General features: G+C 59.9%; 18 protein-coding genes and 1 tRNA gene. 7 read left to right on the top strand and 12 right to left on the bottom strand.

The genetic code is table 11. The features are described from left to right. Window positions 1-39: 39 nt before the first annotated feature. Together ABMC88_RS13850 and ABMC88_RS13845 are read right to left on the bottom strand one after the other, a co-directional pair. Entirely contained in the window at window positions 40-2,847 is a 2,808-nt protein-coding gene (locus tag ABMC88_RS13850; protein ID WP_349577492.1) for a helicase-related protein, read from the bottom strand. A gap of 26 nt (window positions 2,848-2,873) precedes the next feature. After that, complete coding sequence (locus ABMC88_RS13845) at window positions 2,874-3,437, bottom strand: tetratricopeptide repeat protein (protein ID WP_349577491.1); 564 nt, start codon at window positions 3,435-3,437, stop codon at window positions 2,874-2,876. Window positions 3,438-3,514: 77 nt separating this feature from the next. Between ABMC88_RS13845 and ABMC88_RS13840 the strand changes: the two genes are divergently transcribed. From ABMC88_RS13840 to ABMC88_RS13825, 4 genes are all read left to right on the top strand, one after another. Then, on the top strand, window positions 3,515-3,805 hold the full coding sequence (locus ABMC88_RS13840) for an SCP2 sterol-binding domain-containing protein (protein ID WP_349577490.1): 291 nt from the start codon (window positions 3,515-3,517) through the stop codon (window positions 3,803-3,805). A gap of 15 nt (window positions 3,806-3,820) precedes the next feature. Then, window positions 3,821-4,768: an alpha/beta fold hydrolase gene (locus ABMC88_RS13835; protein WP_349577489.1), complete on the top strand. Its 948-nt coding sequence runs from the start codon at window positions 3,821-3,823 to the stop codon at window positions 4,766-4,768. Window positions 4,769-5,003: 235 nt separating this feature from the next. Beyond that, window positions 5,004-6,824, top strand: a complete 1,821-nt coding sequence (locus ABMC88_RS13830) for a M3 family oligoendopeptidase (protein ID WP_349577488.1) — start codon at window positions 5,004-5,006, stop codon at window positions 6,822-6,824. A 166-nt stretch (window positions 6,825-6,990) separates the two neighbouring features. Next, entirely contained in the window at window positions 6,991-7,449 is a 459-nt protein-coding gene (locus ABMC88_RS13825) for a hypothetical protein (protein WP_349577487.1), read from the top strand. Window positions 7,450-7,691: 242 nt separating this feature from the next. Here the strand turns inward: ABMC88_RS13825 and rpoH are convergent, their stop codons facing one another. Further along, the gene (gene rpoH, locus ABMC88_RS13820; protein ID WP_349577486.1) at window positions 7,692-8,588 is read right to left on the bottom strand and encodes an RNA polymerase sigma factor RpoH; all 897 of its coding nucleotides are present in this window, start codon (window positions 8,586-8,588) and stop codon (window positions 7,692-7,694) included. A 150-nt stretch (window positions 8,589-8,738) separates the two neighbouring features. Continuing rightward, window positions 8,739-9,776, bottom strand: a complete 1,038-nt coding sequence (locus ABMC88_RS13815; RefSeq protein ID WP_349577485.1) for an RluA family pseudouridine synthase — start codon at window positions 9,774-9,776, stop codon at window positions 8,739-8,741. Between ABMC88_RS13815 and ABMC88_RS13810 the strand changes: the two genes are divergently transcribed. Next, complete coding sequence (locus ABMC88_RS13810; protein ID WP_349577484.1) at window positions 9,775-10,062, top strand: DUF6476 family protein; 288 nt, start codon at window positions 9,775-9,777, stop codon at window positions 10,060-10,062. The two genes, ABMC88_RS13815 and ABMC88_RS13810, sit on opposite strands and share 2 nt — an antisense overlap. Window positions 10,063-10,255: 193 nt before the next feature. Here the strand turns inward: ABMC88_RS13810 and ABMC88_RS13805 are convergent. Both ABMC88_RS13805 and ABMC88_RS13800 read right to left on the bottom strand, forming a co-directional pair. Next, window positions 10,256-10,332 (bottom strand) — tRNA-His (locus ABMC88_RS13805). Window positions 10,333-10,481: 149 nt separating this feature from the next. Beyond that, a complete protein-coding gene (locus ABMC88_RS13800; RefSeq protein WP_349577483.1) occupies window positions 10,482-10,973 on the bottom strand; it encodes a GNAT family N-acetyltransferase in 492 nt (163 codons plus the stop codon). 85 nt (window positions 10,974-11,058) lie between these two features. Here ABMC88_RS13800 and ABMC88_RS13795 point away from each other — a divergent pair, with 85 nt between their 5' ends. Beyond that, entirely contained in the window at window positions 11,059-11,259 is a 201-nt protein-coding gene (locus ABMC88_RS13795) for a DUF6324 family protein (RefSeq protein WP_349577482.1), read from the top strand. A gap of 9 nt (window positions 11,260-11,268) precedes the next feature. On the opposite strand, the gene ABMC88_RS13790 is transcribed toward ABMC88_RS13795, so the two are convergent. The 6 genes from ABMC88_RS13790 to ABMC88_RS13765 form a co-directional block, all read right to left on the bottom strand. After that, the gene (locus ABMC88_RS13790; protein ID WP_349577481.1) at window positions 11,269-11,721 is read right to left on the bottom strand and encodes an MmcB family DNA repair protein; all 453 of its coding nucleotides are present in this window, start codon (window positions 11,719-11,721) and stop codon (window positions 11,269-11,271) included. Between the two features lie 328 nt (window positions 11,722-12,049). Next, window positions 12,050-12,277 (bottom strand): hypothetical protein, encoded by a 228-nt coding sequence (locus ABMC88_RS13785; RefSeq protein ID WP_349577480.1) that lies wholly within the window; start codon window positions 12,275-12,277, stop codon window positions 12,050-12,052. A 701-nt stretch (window positions 12,278-12,978) separates the two neighbouring features. After that, complete coding sequence (gene nusB, locus ABMC88_RS13780; RefSeq protein WP_439655603.1) at window positions 12,979-13,428, bottom strand: transcription antitermination factor NusB; 450 nt, start codon at window positions 13,426-13,428, stop codon at window positions 12,979-12,981. 32 nt (window positions 13,429-13,460) lie between these two features. Further along, entirely contained in the window at window positions 13,461-14,012 is a 552-nt protein-coding gene (locus ABMC88_RS13775; protein WP_349577478.1) for a 6,7-dimethyl-8-ribityllumazine synthase, read from the bottom strand. Window positions 14,013-14,017: 5 nt separating this feature from the next. Beyond that, the gene (ribB, locus tag ABMC88_RS13770) at window positions 14,018-15,145 is read right to left on the bottom strand and encodes a 3,4-dihydroxy-2-butanone-4-phosphate synthase (RefSeq protein ID WP_349577477.1); all 1,128 of its coding nucleotides are present in this window, start codon (window positions 15,143-15,145) and stop codon (window positions 14,018-14,020) included. A gap of 75 nt (window positions 15,146-15,220) precedes the next feature. Beyond that, complete coding sequence (locus ABMC88_RS13765; protein WP_349577476.1) at window positions 15,221-15,811, bottom strand: riboflavin synthase; 591 nt, start codon at window positions 15,809-15,811, stop codon at window positions 15,221-15,223. Window positions 15,812-15,912: 101 nt separating this feature from the next. On the opposite strand from ABMC88_RS13765, the gene ABMC88_RS13760 reads away from it, so the two are divergent. Beyond that, entirely contained in the window at window positions 15,913-17,205 is a 1,293-nt protein-coding gene (locus tag ABMC88_RS13760) for a capsule polysaccharide biogenesis protein (protein WP_349577475.1), read from the top strand. Window positions 17,206-17,317 lie beyond the last annotated feature (112 nt).

Genomic DNA, 17,317 nt, shown 5'->3' with positions numbered 1-17,317 from the left:
ATGGCAAAGCCGCGTGGCGCAGCTTGTCTGCCGCCCCGCTCATCTATCCTTGTTCAGGCCCATAAGAGCGGCCGCAAAGGGGTTGTCAGGATCAATCTTCTTTTCCTGCTTGGGCGGGCGGGCCGAGAAGTTCTGGCTCTTGCCCCCTTTGCCTGCATCGCGCTGGCCCTTTTTGCCACGCGGGTTTGGCTTGCCCTTGCCCTTCGGGCGGGCATCGCCTTGGGGTTGGCGGCGCGCAGGTCGGGCCCAGGTGAAGGTATAGAAGGTTTCCATCTCGACCTCGGCCACGGCAGCATCTGCGGCCTCGCCCACGGGTGTTTCGGTCTCGGAGACGTCGGCCACGGGGGCCTCTTCGGTCGGCTGCGACCCCTCATCGGTGATGGCGCCTGCGGCGGGTGTCTCGGCCACATCCATAATGGGGGTGTCTGCGTCTGCCGTGGTTGCGGGCGGAATCACTTCGGTGACCGCTTTGACCTTGGGACGCTCACCGCCTTCGGCTTTGTAGCCAAGGCCCTGCATCAGATCGGCAAACTGCTCCAGCGTGGTGCCCGAGATCGAGAGCATGTCGGCCTTCGCCTCAAAGCCGCCGCGCGAATCCTCGGCGCGCAGCATGTCGGCCAGACGCTCCAGCATGTCGATGCGGATGGCACGGGTGCCCGCGTTGCGGTAACCCGACATGGTGTCGGAGCCTGCGGGCGCGCCTGCCTCGACGGGGATTGTCACCAATCCGGGCGGGGGCGATTCGGGAAATTCGGACAGGCCTTTGGTCAGTGACCACAGCACCAGACGCAAACGCGTCGGCGCGGGTTTGAGCAGCAGCGGCATGAAGATCGTGAACTGGCCAAAGCGGATGCCATGCTTGCGCAGTGCACCGCGGGCGTCCTGATCCAGCGACTTCACCTCGTCGCCAACCTCGGCACGCGGCAGCACGCCGAAATTCTCGACCATGCGGAAGGCAAAGCCACGGGCGAGCCCTGTGAGCGCCTCGTCTTTTTGCAGTGCGATCAGCGGCTCGAACAGGGCCGCTACCTTGCGGTCGATGAAGTGTTGCAGGCGGCGCTGCACCTTTTGCGCGACCTCGGGACCGGCAACATCGTCAACAAAAACCTCGACTTGCGGCTTGAGACCATCAGATCCCGCCACCAGTTTACCCACCGCAGCAGAGCCCCACATCAGGCCGCCTTGTTCGGTAAAATCAATCTCTGTGTCCGGCGCATTGTAAAAGCGATCGGCCCGCAGATGGAACTGCGGCGCAAGCGCTTGCAACGCTGCCGTCTTGATCGTTTTCGTCTCTGCCGTGCCGGCGCCCTTGTCTGCGCGGAAACGGAACCCGTCCAGCTTGCCTACAAATTCGCCTTCGACGGTTACTTCACCGGTATCATTAACTTCGGCCACCATGGCTTCCTTCTGTCCTAGCCGGCGCAACAATACAGAGGTACGCCGATCTACAAATCTTTGGGTCAGGCGTTCGTGTAACGCATCCGACAGTCTGTCTTCTACGACACGTGCCTGCCCGCGCCAATGGGTTTCGTCATTTGTCCATCCTTTGCGCTGGGTAACGTATGTCCAAGTGCGGATAAACGCGAGCCTTTTGGACAGTGCGTCGATGTCACCATCGGTGCGGTCGATCCGCTTGATCTGGCGGGCCAGCCAGTCGTCAGGCAGGCTGCCGCGCTGGTGCAGGTGGTTAAAGATCACCTCCAGCAGGCTTGCGTGTTCGGCGTTGGAGATGCCGCGAAAATCGGGGATGCGGCAGACATCCCACAACAGCTTGACCGAATTGCCATCGGTGCAGCGTGCCGCAATCTCGGCGTCGGTGCCAAGGGTTTTCAGCGCCCGAAGGTCATCGGCCTCGCGAGCTTTGACCAGCCGTTCGTGGTCGGGCCCCTCTTCCAGCGATTTGACCAGCCAGTCAATCGAGCCGAATTTCAAATGCGGATTGCGCCAGTTGATCTTGTTCTGCGGGGTGAACTGGTGGTCCATGATGGCGCGGGCCACGCCTTCGTCCATCGGGCGCACATCGCCCGTCACGCCGAAGGTGCCGTTCTTCATTCCCCGCCCCGCACGGCCCGCGATCTGCGCCAGCTCGTTCGGAGCCAGCGGACGCATCCGCCGCCCGTCAAATTTGCTGAGCGAACTAAAGGCGACGTGATCCACGTCGAGGTTCAGCCCCATGCCAATCGCATCGGTAGCCACCAGATAGTCGACCTCGCCATTCTGGTACATATCAACCTGCGCGTTGCGCGTGCGCGGGGAAAGCGCGCCCATAACCACGGCCGCCCCGCCCTTTTGACGGCGGATCAGCTCGGCGATGGCATATACATTTTCGACCGAAAACCCGACAATCGCGCTGCGCGGGCGCATTCGGCTTATCTTTTTCTGACCTGCATAGGTTAGTTGCGACATCCGTTCGCGGTGCACAAAATCTGCCTGCGGGACCAAGGCTGCGATGGTGCCGCGCATGGTGTCCGCGCCCATGAACAGCGTCTCGTGCTGGCCCCGCGCCCGCATCAGGCGGTCGGTAAAGACGTGCCCACGCTCTGGATCGGCGCAGAGCTGGATTTCGTCCACGGCGACGAAATCGGCGCCCATCCCCTCCGGCATCGCCTCGACGGTGCAGACCCAGTATTGCGTGCGCGGCGGCACGATGCGTTCCTCACCGGTGACCAGCGCCACCACAGAGGGCCCGCGTGCGGCGACGATCCGGTCATAGACCTCGCGCGCCAAAAGACGCAGCGGCAGCCCGATGATGCCCGTGCGGTGGCCCAGCATCCGCTCGATCGCGTAGGTGGTTTTGCCGGTGTTGGTCGGCCCCAGAACAGCCACAACCCTGCCTTGCGTATTCACCGCAAATTCCTAACTATACTAAGAGGTTAGAGCGTGCGCCCTATGCCTTCGGATTTCAAACCCTTCAGCGCTTTATCGGCGTTCTCATGGTGCGGATGCAAGGCCAAAACCCGGCGGTACAGGGCGGCTGCGCGGCGGCTGTCGCCCAACTGCTCAAACAAAACCGCAAGCCCGAAGATGGCATTGTAGTTGGAGGGGTTCAGCGCCAGTGCCACCTCCAGATCATCCAGCGCAGGACCGTACATATCAGCACGGTAAAACGCCGTGGCACGGGCGTGAAAACCTTCAGCAAAATCGGGCGCGTGATCTGTCAGGGCGGTAAAATGCTCAATCGCCTTGGTGAACTCCCCCACTGCCATCGCATCGCGCCCGCGTTTCAGCAGCACGTCCATCGCAGCAGAGCCAGAGCGCGACCACTCGCGCATCAAATCACGCTCGGCGGTTTTGGCTTGTTCCGGTGTGGCAGTGCGCAGCGTCTCCAAAAGCGAGCCGATCCTGGCCGGATCTTGCGCCTGGGCAGGGCCGCAAAGCAACACAACCGCACCAAGTGCCGCAACGGTATGTTTGAGGTTGACGAGGTTGATACGCATAACAACAGTGAATGTAACAGGTGGTAGACCAATTTCCAGTCGCCAAAGCCACCAAATGCCAAAAAGGGCCGAAAAACATGAGTGATGTAATTAACGAAGCGGTAAAAGTACTCTCCGCGAAAATGGACGGCGTCGAGATCGGCGGCACTGTCAAGTTCGACATCGACGGCGAAGGTGCTGTGATGGTTGACGATTCAGGCGTGCGTGCAGGCGACGAAGAGGCCGATGTGACGCTGAGCGCGGACCCTGACACATTTGCAGGCATCATGAGCGGCGACACCAACCCGACCTCTGCCTTCATGACCGGCAAACTGAAGGTCGACGGTGACATGGGCATGGCGATGAAGCTCGCCTCTGCACTGGCCTAAGGTCAACCCACCCCCATGTCTTTGACGCCTGCGCCACTTCATACAGACATCCATCCCGGGCCTGACCCGTCGGCGGCCTTTTGGGCCGAAACCCCCGATGGCAAGCAGATCCGGCTGGGTGTCTGGTCAACGGCAGGCGCACGGGGGACGGTGCTGATCTTTCCGGGACGCACCGAATATATCGAAAAATACGGGGTCGTGGCGGGTGAATTCGCAGCCCGCGGCCTCGCCTCCGTGGCGATTGACTGGCGCGGTCAGGGCATGGCCGACCGGATGCTTGAAGACGGGCTTGTCGGTCACGTGGACCACTTTACCGATTACCAAAAAGATGTTGCCGCCCTGATGCGGGCGGCCCGCACCCTGAACCTGCCACGCCCCTATTTTCTGGTGGCCCACTCGATGGGGGGCTGCATCGGCTTGCGGGCCGTGATCGAAGGGCTGGCAGTGCAGGCTGCGGCCTTTACCGGCCCGATGTGGGGGATCAACATCAGCCCGCACATGCGCCTGCCTGCGCGTATTCTCAGCACGCTGATGCCCAAGTTCAATCAAGGCCACCGTCTGCCTATAGGCAGCACAACCAACCCTTATGTGCTGTCAGAGCCGTTTGAAAACAATATGCTTACCACCGATCCCGTCATGTACGACATGATGCGCGATCAGCTGAAAGCACACCCCGAATTGCGCCTTGGCGGCCCCAGCTACATCTGGCTGCGCGAAGCACTGGCCGAGACAATGCATCTGGCCCAACGCGCCGCCCCCAGCCTGCCCACCATCACCTACGTCGGCACGAACGAACGTATTGTGGACGTGCCCCGCATCCACGCACGGATGGACGGCTGGAAAGGCGGGCAATTGCGCGAGGTCGAGGGCGCAGAGCACGAAATCCTGATGGAGCGGCCCGACATTCGCAACCCTGTCTACGACGACATCACAGGCCTGTTTCTGAACACCACCACCGGCTAGCCGCGGGCCCTGCCCGCCATCCGTCATCGCACTGTTTTCAGCTCGCCGCCCCCGCCTGATGTGCAACCAGCAGACCAACACCACCACACGGCACGCGCTGATCGAGGCCGAGCGCCCCACGGCGCAGGCCAACACCCGCAATGATCTCAACCAGTTGCTAAGGATATAGGGCTAACGCCTTGTCCCTCGCGCCCAAGCTGCCTACCTATGGCGCAAACGACCCAAAGGATATTTCATGTTTCACCTTCCCTTTCCCGTCCGCGACGCCAATGCCTCCCACGGTGACAACGCCTTTGGCGATCTGCCCGAATGGAACCTTGATGATCTATACGCAGGCGAGGACGCGCCCGAGCTGAAGCGTGATCTGGACTGGCTGGAAAGCGCCTGCGCCAGTTTCGCCGCCGATTACGAGGGCAAACTGGCCACGCTGGACGCGGCAGGCTTGCTCGATTGTGTGCTGCGCAATGAGAAGATCAACCAGATCGCAGGACGCATCATGTCCTACGCGGGCTTGCGCTATTACCAACTGACCACAGACGCAGACCGCGCCAAATTCATGTCGGACGCGCAGGAAAAGATCACCAACTTCACCACGCCACTGGTCTTCTTCACGCTTGAGCTCAACACGCTCGATGATGCCCATCTAGACGGTCTGCTGGCGAAGAACGCAGACCTTGCCCGCTATAAACCCATCCTCGACCGCATCCGCGCCATGAAACCTTACCAGCTCAGCGATGAGATGGAGAAGTTCCTGCACGACATGGGCGTGGTCGGCGACGCGTGGGAGCGGCTGTTCGACGAGACAATCGCGGGCCTGCAATTTGATGTAAACGGTGAGACGCTTGGCATTGAAGGCACACTCAACCTGCTGACTGACCCTGACCGCGACACCCGCGAGGCGGGCGCACGCGAACTGGCCGAGGTGTTTACCGAGAACGTGAAAACCTTTGCCCGCGTGCATAACACCCAAGCCAAGGAAAAAGAGATCATCGACCGCTGGCGCGGGATGGAGACGGCGCAAACCGGTCGTCACCTTAGCAATCAGGTCGAACCGGAAGTGGTCGAGGCCCTGCGCAATGCCGTGGTCGAGGCCTACCCCAAACTCAGCCACCGCTATTACGCGCTGAAAAAGAAATGGCTGGGCGTGGACACGATGCAGGTCTGGGACCGCAACGCGCCCCTGCCCATGGAAGACCCGCGCATCGTCGATTGGCCAACGGCCGAAAAGATGGTGATGGACGCCTATACCGCCTTTGATCCGCGCATGGGCGAGCTGGCCAAACCCTTCTTTACCGAAGGCTGGATCGACGCGGGTGTGAAACCCGGAAAAGCGCCCGGCGCCTTTGCCCACCCTACTGTCACCGATGTGCACCCCTACGTCATGCTCAATTACCTGGGCAAACCGCGTGACGTGATGACCCTCGCGCATGAGCTGGGCCACGGCGTGCATCAGGTTCTCGCCGCTGGTCAGGGCGAAATGCTCTCTTCCACCCCGCTGACGCTGGCAGAGACCGCCTCCGTCTTCGGCGAAATGCTCACTTTCCGCACGATGCTGGACAACGCCAAGACCAAGTCAGAGCGCCGCGTGCTGCTGGCAGGCAAGGTCGAGGATATGATCAACACTGTCGTGCGCCAGATCGCGTTTTATGATTTCGAGTGTAAGCTCCACGCCGCCCGTCGTGGTGGAGAGTTGACCCCGGACGACATCAACGCCCTATGGATGTCCGTACAGGCCGAAAGCCTCGGGCCGGAATTTGAATTCATGGACGGGTACGAGACCTTCTGGGCCTATATCCCCCACTTCATCCACTCGCCCTTCTACGTCTACGCCTATGCCTTTGGCGACGGCCTCGTAAACGCGCTCTACGCCGTCTATGCCGAGGGCAACGAAGGGTTCGAGGACAAATACTTCGACATGCTGAAAGCAGGCGGTTCCAAACACCACAAAGAGCTGTTGGCCCCCTTTGGCCTCGACGCCTCCGACCCCGCCTTCTGGGACAAGGGCCTGTCGATGATCTCGGGCATGATCGACGAACTGGAAGCGATGGAGGACTAACCCCGCGCGGCTTTAACCAAACCAGCCAGGTAGGCCAAATCAAACTGGCCTACCTGCACCGACCAAAATGGCGTAAAAACAGACTGTTGCCGACAAAGCCTTTGACACGCTATCCGTGTAACGGCCACACTATAGAGATTAACACCTCAGTAAAGGCATCCCTCACATGATACGCACCCTCCTGATCGTCGGTCTCTTGGCCACCAGCACAAGCGCCGCCTCGGCGCGTACTCTTGTCGGCAAATGGGACTGCGACGGCCGCGATGGCGCAAACCTCGCGATCCGCATGCTGCTGGACTACCGCCAAAGCGGCCACTTCTATCACCTTGCAAACGTCGCTGTCGGCGACCGCCGTGGCCGCCTCGACGCGGCTGTAGCGCTGAAAGGTAAATGGTTCCGCAACCACAGCAATCTCAAAGAAACCGTCAACCACGCCCGCGTGCGCACGCTCACGGCCAACGGTCGCGATTTCTCGAAAACCCCCTACGGCCGCCAGATCGTCCGCGCCCTGCCCAAGCAAATGAAAGGCAGCAACGGGGTCAGCAACACAAAGGTGAAATTCCTCTCAAGCACCAAAGTGAAAATGAGCAGCGGCCGCATGAACGTCACCTGCACAAAGCGCTAGACCGCACGCCAGACGACCACACTAACCGGCCGCGGCGGCTTACCCCCGCCGCGTGCCTGCCCTAACGCAACGCGTTCCCGCACCAAAAAACAACAGCCTTCCCGAAAAGGGCTCCTATTTTTCTGGCCTTCAATCCTCCGGAGGAATTGGCCCATAGGGCCAAGGGGGCTGGCCCCCAACACCCTAAACGAAAAAAGGCGCCCCCGACAAAAGGAGCGCCCCGAATTCACAATCATCAAAGATCAATGCGCCGCAGCCATCCCCTTTTCGGCTGCCAGCTCACGCATCCGCGCCTGCAGCTTTTCAAACGCACGCACTTCAATCTGGCGGATCCGCTCGCGGCTCACGTCATATTGACCACTCAGATCTTCCAACGTAATCGTCTCGTCTGACAGACGCCGCTGGACCAAAATGTCCTTCTCACGATCATTCAACACGTCCATCGCCTCCGAAAGCATCTCACGGCGGGTCTCGAGCTCGTCACGGGCCTCGTAATCGCTGGCCTGATCCGCGTCCTCGTCTTCCAACCAGTCCTGCCACTGCATGGTGCCTTCACCTTCGGAACCGACAGTCGCGTTCAAAGACGCATCCCCACCCGACATCCGACGGTTCATCGAGACCACCTCGGCCTCGGTCACGCCCAATTGGGTCGCAATCGTCTTGACGTTCTCGGGGCGCAAGTCGCCCTCTTCCAGCGCGCCAATCTTGTTTTTGGCTTTGCGCAGGTTGAAGAACAGCTTCTTCTGACCGGACGTTGTGCCCAGCTTTACCAATGACCACGAGCGCAGGATATATTCCTGAATGCTCGCACGGATCCACCACATGGCATAGGTCGCAAGACGGAAGCCCTTTTCGGGGTCAAAGCGTTTGACGGCCTGCATCAGACCCACATTCGCCTCCGAAATCACCTCGGCCTGCGGCAAGCCGTAGCCACGGTAGCCCATAGCAATCTTCGCGGCGAGACGTAAGTGCGATGTCACCATCTTATGCGCCGCCGCTGTGTCTTCTTTCTCAACCCATGCCTTGCCCAGCATGTATTCCTCTTCAGGCTCCAACAGCGGGAACTTGCGGATTTCCTGCATATAGCGGTTCAAGCCACCTTCCGGTGTCGGGGCTGGTAGATTTGCGTAATTGGCCATCGATCGGTCCTTTCCCTGACGCCCTATGTAACAGAGCTTAACATCCATATGGGGGCTGTCGCGCCTGATACAAGACCGCGCGCCACCATTTCGTTAACGCATCGCACACAATGCATAACGAAATGTGAACACCCCCGCCACATACCAACATCACGCCGCGCGGGTTGGTTCCAACAGCGCAAGTAGATCAGCCATATCAGCGGGAAGTGGCGCCTCGAACCGGATGCTGTCGCCTGTCACAGGATGCACAAAGCCCAAAACAGCGGCGTGCAACGCCTGACGGTCAAAGGCTTTCACCGCCTCGGCCAGTGGCTCGGCCAGTGCCGCGCGGGCCAGTTTGCGTTTGCCGCCATAGGTCGGATCACCCACCAGCCCGTGGCCCGCATGGGCCATATGCACGCGAATTTGGTGCGTGCGGCCCGTCTCCAGCCAACACTCCATCAGCGCCAGCACGGGCGGCGTTCCAAACCGCGCCACGGTCCGCGCCCGCGTCACCGCATGTCGCCCGCCGTGAAACAGCACGGCCTGACGCTGGCGGTCCGTCTTGTGCCGCGCCAGCTGCGTGGTCAGCTTGAGGATATTCCCGCTCTCGAAATTCGCGCCTTTCACGCCGCGCAGGCGCGGATCGTTGGCATCGGGCACGCCGTAGACCAGACAGCGGTAGTACCGTTCGACCGTGTGCGCCTCGAACTGTTTGGCAAGCCCGTGGTGCGCCGTGTCGGATTTGGCGACGACCAACAACCCGCTTGTCTCTTTATCAATGCGGTGCACAATGCCGGGGCGTTTCATCCCGCCCACACCCGACAAATCATCCCCGCAGTGCGCCAGCAGCGCATTCACCAACGTCCCCGAGGGCGAGCCGGGTGCCGGATGCACCACCATCCCCGCAGGTTTGTTGATCACGATCAGGTCATCATCTTCAAATATCACGTCCAGCGGGATGTCTTCGGGCAGGATGTGGCTCTCGGCTGCTTCTTCTACATCAATATCAATGCGCGCCCCCGCCCCTGCCACAGCACGCGGGTCGCGTTGCACCTGCTGGTCCACCATGACCGCGCCCTGATCTATCAATTTGGCCAGCCTTGTGCGCGACAGCGCCGCCTCCTCTGGCACATCGCGGGCAAGCGCCTTATCAAGACGCGCAGGCGGGGTTTCCCCCAATAGAAACGAAATACGGCGGTGCGACATGGACGATGATCTTTCTGAGCCCTCGAACCTGCGATTCTTGCGTCGCATGGTTACGGTGCTGACAACGGTGATGATTGTGGGCGTGGTAGTCGTTATCGGCCTGCTTGTCACGCGTCTCAGCCGTGATACCCCTGTTTTACCAAGCGAGATAACGCTGCCGGATGGCGCAAAGGCTGTGGCGTTTACGCAAGCGGCGGATTGGTATGCCGTGGTGACCGATGCGGATGAGATTTTGGTGTTCGACCGGATGACAGGGGCGCTGCGGCAGACTGTCGTGGTGGAGTAGTGACCTAGCTCGGCAAAAGATGGGGAGCAGGAACGCAGCTTTCTTGCAGAAAATCGCTGTCTCCGGCGCCTGATAAAAATTGCACGAATTTGTTGCAGGTAGAAATGCGCTCAATTTGAGAGGGGGCGCGAACGGGCATTTTCGCAAAATACCCTGCCTCGCGCTCTCACAAAACTCTATGATGTATTGAGAGTGGTACCGGGGGATGGTTTCGAACCAACTGCCTCGTGGACCACAACCACGCGCTCTAACCAATTGAGCTACCCCGGCACTAAGGGCGTCATAATCTTGCAGCGATGCAAGGTCAACGCCCGTTCTTGGAAATTTTCACTCCAATGAGAGTTTCAGCCAGAAGGCTGCCTTCCGCCCAAGAACGCGCGCTCAGACGAACGGGCATGGCCCGTGACGCGATCCGCCGTTCAATCCGCGTCCAGCGGCAGGCCCATTACCTGCTCGGTCAGGGATTGACCATAGTGGACCACCTGCGTTTCCTCCAATATCCGCCAGCCATTACGCGCATACAGTGCACAAGCGGCCGTGTGGCTTTTGTGGGTCCACAGTTTCATGTGGCGGTAGCCAGTATCGCGGGCGAACTGCGTGCATGTCTCCAACAACTTGCGACCCAACCCCGTGCCACGCACTTGTGGGAGCACCTGAAACAGGCGCAGCTGCGCGGTTTGCGGCCCCAGCCGCACGCAAAATATTGACCCCACCCGCGTGTCGCCAGCCCACGCGATCCACCCCTGCGCATCCGAAGGGTCATGGGTGGCGATAAAATCATCAACAATCTCGGCGACCAGCACGCCAAAGCTATCGTCAAAGCCTTCGCCTTTTTGGTAGGTCTCGATATGCACGCCAACGATCCAGTCGCGATCAGCGGGGGTAAACGGCTTGATTTGAATGCTGCTCATCCGCGCGAGGCTATCCTTGGAACCACTTGCCATTCAACCCCTTAGGCGGTAGCCATACGCACCTCAAAAGACAAAGGATATGGTCGTGGGCATTAACGACGAACGTGACATCGAAGCAGACCTGCAAATTGCGCCAACCGATCTGGGCATGGTCCGATTGTTTGTTGAAGGGGCCGGCGTGGAAATCCCGATGGATTTCACGCCAGATGAAGCCCGCGAAATCGCCGACGAACTGGTCGCCGCAGCAAAAGCCGCCAGCCAGATGGGCGGTAAAAAGCGCCGTTAACCCGCGCCGTCATCCCCAGTCGGGATGCATATCGGGATCGCGCAATACCTGTAGCCGTCTTGCCGCCGTGGTGGCGAACTTTTGCACCAACACCTTGCGCCGCGCAGGCGCCAGCTTGGCCTCTGGCGCCATGCGGATGATTTCCGCGTGATAGCTGTCGGCAATGATAAGCCCCTGATCATCGGGCAGTATTTCGGTCGGGAAGTCTTCGTCGACGGCGAAAAAGAACCTGTCCGCCCACTCCAGATACCCCTGCCATTTACTGTCAGAGGTGAAATCAACGCGGCTTGATTTACACTCAACCACCCAAATCTCACCCTTAGGACCAAGCGCCATCACATCAACGCGCAGCCCGCGGGTGGGCACAACCTCCTCCAGACAGGCAAAGCCGTGGCTGGCCAGATGCCGCGATACGCCACGTTGTAGCAATTGGCCAGGCAGTAGAGGGAGCGTTTGGGTCATGCTTCGGTATATGAACATATCGTGAACAAATGCAACCCCTGCCCCAGACAGCCCGCCGCGTCAAAATGCGAAGTTTATCACAAAGCGTGCCGCGTCCCCCTTGTCCTGAGCGCCCCACCACCCTACCTAAGGGCTGTGGCGGGTTCTGCCCTGCGCGACTGACGTTACATTCCAGTGGCCTTAAGCAAATCCGAGGGAGCTGGCTCTGTCATAGCCCTGGTTACGTTAACCGGCGCCCACCTGTACATACAGGTCCTCGGGAATACAACCGACCCGGCAACGGCGGTCCCGCCACACTTAATACGTTGGAACCAATAGAGAGTTCGGGCTAGCGGACGCGCAATGCACTGCCGAAAAGCTGCATCATCTCATCGCGTGTCACTGTTTTTCCATTCTTGGAGATATGGATCTGCTCCAGCTCTGGGTCGGCCTGAGCCTCCACAATGTCAGTCGGCACTGCGGTTGGCGCAGAGGACGAGGCACGGTGGCGCACGCGGGGGGGCTTTGACGGCCTCGCCACATCGGGAAAACCGTCATCGTCTGCCCGACGCGACATGAAAAACAACATTACTCGTACAAAAAACAAACCACCGCACCTCTCAATTCACAGTCACTCTGGGCTTCTGCGATACCACTCAAGGTAGTTTCCACATGGGGAAGCGCAACTAATTTCCCTTTCTGCGATAATTTTTTTCGCAGAAAGGGAAATCTGCTCGCAATACGGGAAGCAACAGGCCGCTTTGCCCGCAAAAGCGGTAATCCCAATCTCGAAGAACGGCAACCTTTATATTTCAATAAGTTAACGCGAAAACTTGCAAATACGCACATCAGCCAAATACTGGTCGCGCTAAAATTGCCATTCCTCCGCCGCACAGTTGTCGTTGCAGAAATGCATCGGAGAAATAGTTGCGTTACCCTCTACCATGCAAAATCTTTGGAAGGAGTGGGCGAATTTGCAAGTTCACACTGAAAATGACATTTCTAATATCATAAATCGTCATATCGTGCCGAAAAAGTATATGGTGCGCGGCTCCGCGCCTCCCCTTATACGAGTATCAAATCCAAAAATCTGGCGATTTCCACCGATTTCTTGCGTCTATTCGGCAATCTCTAACTTCACGGCTGTGCAGAACTGCACAGAATTCATTACCAAAAGATTAACGCACCTAAGGATAGCCCCAAAACGCAGCGCGCGCCACGTACCGTGATTTGGTCGCGGCACAGAGCCGTCAGCGATGAGAATTCGGAAGGTTGAGGCTAGAACGCCTCGGGGCGGGCCTCACGGGCCATGTGGTCCAGCACGGCGTTCACAAAACGCGCCTCTTTCCCGTCAGGGAAAAAAGCGGCGGCCAGATCAAGGTATTCGGAAATCACAACTTTGGGCGGCGTGCTTTGGTCGCGCAGCTCTGCGCCCGCGGCGCGGAACAGGCCGCGCAGGGTCGGGTCGATGCGCCCGATGGGCCATTTCGCCACCAATGCACGGTCGGTCAACTGGTCAATCGCGGCCTGATAGTTCACCGCATCCTCCAGAACGCGGGTGAAATGGCCCTCGTCGCCGTCCAGCATCTCGTCGCCGTCAATCACATCGCCAAAGCGATAGTCCAGAAACTCGAGCCGCACCTTGTCGATGGTCAGGTTCGAATGCTCCATCTGGAACAACGCCTGCACGGCATACAGCCGCGCCGCTGAACGCATTTTGCGTTTCATGTTGCCAGTCATATTATCGGAGCGTGGAGCAGTCATGCGGTTGTGTTTCCGTCCGTGTCGCCGGCCATCAGGGTGTCTTCGCCTTGCGGCTTGAACCCGATACCTGTTGGGTTGGAGGACCACTTACGGGCCAGTGCGATCAGATGCAAGGCCGCGAGCGCCGCGCCGCCACCTTTGTTCTGCCCGTCAGGGTCGGCGCGCACGTCCGCCTGCCCCTTGTTTTCAACCGTGAGGATGCCGTTGCCGATGCACAGCCCTTGCAGGCCCAGCAGTTGCAACGCACGGCTGCTGTCGTTGCACACGGTCTCGTAATGGGTTGTCTCGCCGCGTATCACGCAGCCAAGGGCGACATAGCCGTCAAAGTTGCTGCGGCGGTCACTGATGCCAATCGCGGTGGGGATTTCCAGCGCGCCGGGCATCTCGACCACGTCATAAGTCGCGCCTGCGTCCTCAAGTGCTGCTTTTGCGCCCGTCAGCAACCCGTTGGCAATATCGCTGTAATAGGGCGACACGACGATCAGTACCTTCACGGGGCGGTCAAACTCCGGCGCGGGCAGAACGGTGTGGTTTTCGGATGCGGCCATGCGCTCTACTCCTCAGTGATCGGACGGGTGCCGACGATCTTCAGATCATAGGCCTCCAGTCCTGTATATTTCGTTTGCGGATTATCGGTGAGCAAAATCAGCTCGTGCACGCCAATGGACGACAGGATCTGCGCGCCCAGCCCTGTGCGCTTGATCGTACGGGGCGCTTCGTCGTCCGCGTCACCATTCAGTCGTAGACGGGCCGCAGGTTCGCGCAGCAAAAGAACCGCACCGCGCCCCTCCTCCGCGATCAGTTTCATGGCACGGGGCAACTCGTCGGGCGCGCCAGGGCCAAGGCCCAGCACGTCCTGTAACGGCTCCAGCGCGTGGGTGCGCATCAATACAGGCGCGCCATCGCTCACATCGCCCTTGCTCAGGAGAACATGGTCCGTGCCGCTGATCTGATCCTGAAACACGCGCATACGCCACGTGCCACCATAGGCCGAGGGGACCTCGCGGTCGTCGCGCTGCACCAGCATGTTGTCGTGTTTGTTGCGGTAGGCGATGAGGTCGCTGATGGTGCCGATCTTCATGCCATGCTCGGCCGCGATGTCCACCAGTTCGGGCAGACGCGCCATGGTGCCGTCGGCATTCATGATCTCGCAGATCACGGCTGCGGGGGCTTTGCCCGCAAGGCGGCTGATATCGACCGAGGCTTCGGTATGGCCTGCCCGCACCAACACACCGCCATCCCGCGCCCGCAGCGGAAAGACATGCCCCGGGGTGGCGATTTCGGCGGCACCGTTTGCCTCATCGATGGCCACAGCCACGGTCAGGGCGCGGTCAGCGGCGGAAATGCCGGTGGTGACGCCCTCGCGGGCCTCGATGCTGACGGTAAAGGCGGTTTCATGACGCGACGAATTATTCGTCGCCATCATCGGCAGTTCCAGCGTATCAACGCGCTCCTGCGTCATCGGCAGGCAGATCAGCCCGCGCCCGTGGGTCGCCATAAAGTTGATCGCCGTATCATCCGCATTCTCGGCTGCGATGATAAAATCGCCTTCGTTCTCGCGGTCCTCATGATCGACAAGGATATACATCTCGCCGCGTTTGCAGGCGGCGATCACCTCTTCGATGGGCGAGATGGCATTCGCCAGCTTTGCCTCGACGGGACCGGGTGTTTCAAAGCTCATGTGAGGTGGCTCCTTGTCGGAATTGCGGTGCGGGCCTGTCGTGCCCTTTGGTGCGTGACGCGTAACGTCCTGCCCTTACCCTGACATATCGGCAAGACGGGCAACATAGCGGGCCAGCGTGTCAATCTCGAGGTTGACCATATCGCCTACCGCGACATCGCCCCACGTGGTGGCCACCTTGGTATGCGGGATGAAGTTGATGCCAAAATCGCAGCCCGCGACCTCGTTTACCGTCAACGACGTACCGTTCAGCGCGACCGAGCCTTTGGGCGCGACAAACTTGGCCAGCGCCTCGGGCGCGCGCAGGGTGACGCGGGTGCTGTCGCCTTCGTCTTTCATGGCGATGACTTCGGCCACGCCGTCCACATGGCCCGACACGATATGCCCGCCCAGCTCGTCCCCGACCTTCAAGGCCCGCTCAAGGTTCACGCGGCGGCCCACGCGCCATGCGCCAAGGTTGGTCATATCCACCGTCTCTTGGCTCACCTGCACCTCGTACCAGTCGGGACCAAGGTCCACGACCGTCAGGCACACACCATCGCTGGCGATAGACGCGCCCATATCAATGCCTGCGGTGTCATAGCCGCAGGTGATGCGCGCGCGCAGGTCGCCTTCTTGTTCCAGCGCGGCTATGGTGCCGATATCGGTGATAATCCCCGTGAACATCGCGTATCCTTTGCAGTATACTGGCCGCACAAACGCAAAGCCATAATTTGGTCAGAGTTTTGAGGCTAAATAGAACTGTGCGCAACCAAAGAAAGCCCACCATGACCACCACACCACCCGACAATCGGGTATTTCTGTTTCTTCAAGGGCCGCATGGGCCCTTCTTTAACCGTCTGGGCAAAATGCTGCGGGCGGCGGGGGCAGACGTCTGGCGTGTGGGCTTTAACGCGGGCGACCGCGCCTTCTGGTTCCATCCGCGCAGCTATATCCCCTTTCGCGGCACGGCAGAGGACTGGCCCCAAACCTTTGCTGGCCTGCTGGACGACAAACGCGTCACCGACATTGTCCTGTATGGCGACACGCGGCCCATTCACGCCAGCGCCGTGGCCGAGGCACGCGCCCGCGGCCTGACCATCCACGTCTTCGAGGAAGGCTATATGCGCCCCTATTGGGTCACTTACGAGCGCGGCGGCACCAACGGCAATTCGCGCCTGATGGAGATGACGATCCCCCAGATGCAAAGCGCACTGGCCAAATCGGATATGGAGGCGCCCCTGCCCCCCGGCCATTGGGGCGACATGCGCCAACACGTATTCTACGGTGCGCTTTATCATTGGTTTGTGATGTTCAGGAACGGCGACTATCGCAACTTCCGCCCGCACCGCGACCTGCCTGTGACGGCTGAATTCGCGCTTTACCTGAAACGCCTGTTTCTGATGCCCGTGCAAGCGGTGGAACGGATGCTGGCGACGCTGCGCATCCGGCTGGGCGGATTTCCCTATCATCTCGCGCTGCTGCAGCTCGAGCATGACAGTTCCTTCCAGCAACACTCGCCTTTCAACACCATGTCCGACTTTCTGGAACTGGTGATCGACGGCTTTGCCAAAGGCGCGCCGCGCCACCATCATCTGGTCGTCAAAGCGCACCCGCTGGAGGATGGCCGCGTACCCGTGCGGCGGGAAATCAAACGGCTGGCCAAACAATACGGCGTCTCCAACCGCGTGCATTTTGTGCGCGGCGGCAAGCTGGCACAATTGCTAAATGATGCGCGCACGGCCGTCACCGTAAACTCGACCGCAGGCCAACAGGTCTTGTGGCGGGGCATCCCGCTCAAGGTGTTTGGCCGCGCGGTTTATGCCAAGCCCGAATTCGTCAGCGACCAGCCACTGCCCGAATTCTTTGCCACGCCAGCCCGCCCCGACAACAAAGCCTACAAAGATTTCCGCCGCTATCTGTTGGAGACAAGCCAGCTGCCGGGCGGGTTTTATTCAGCACGCGGCCGTCGCCAGTTGATGCGGCAAGTCGTCGATATGATGCTGATGGGCGAAGACCCCTATGCCGCACTTGAATCAGGCACCGCCGCCCCACGCCAGCAGTTGCGGGTCGTCACTTAGGCGCCACAACCCCTTGTGGTCGGGGCGAAATACCGCCCCCGATCGCGGCAGCAAAGCCACACATTTACGCCTTCCCCCCATATAAACACCCCGCCCGAGTAGATTTTCCCAG

The organism is Sulfitobacter aquimarinus, from assembly GCF_040149565.1.
In the GTDB taxonomy this organism is placed as follows: Bacteria; Pseudomonadota; Alphaproteobacteria; order Rhodobacterales; family Rhodobacteraceae; genus Sulfitobacter; species Sulfitobacter aquimarinus.
Note: the sequence above shows the minus strand (reverse complement) of the source record. Positions and strands in the feature narration are given on the sequence as shown.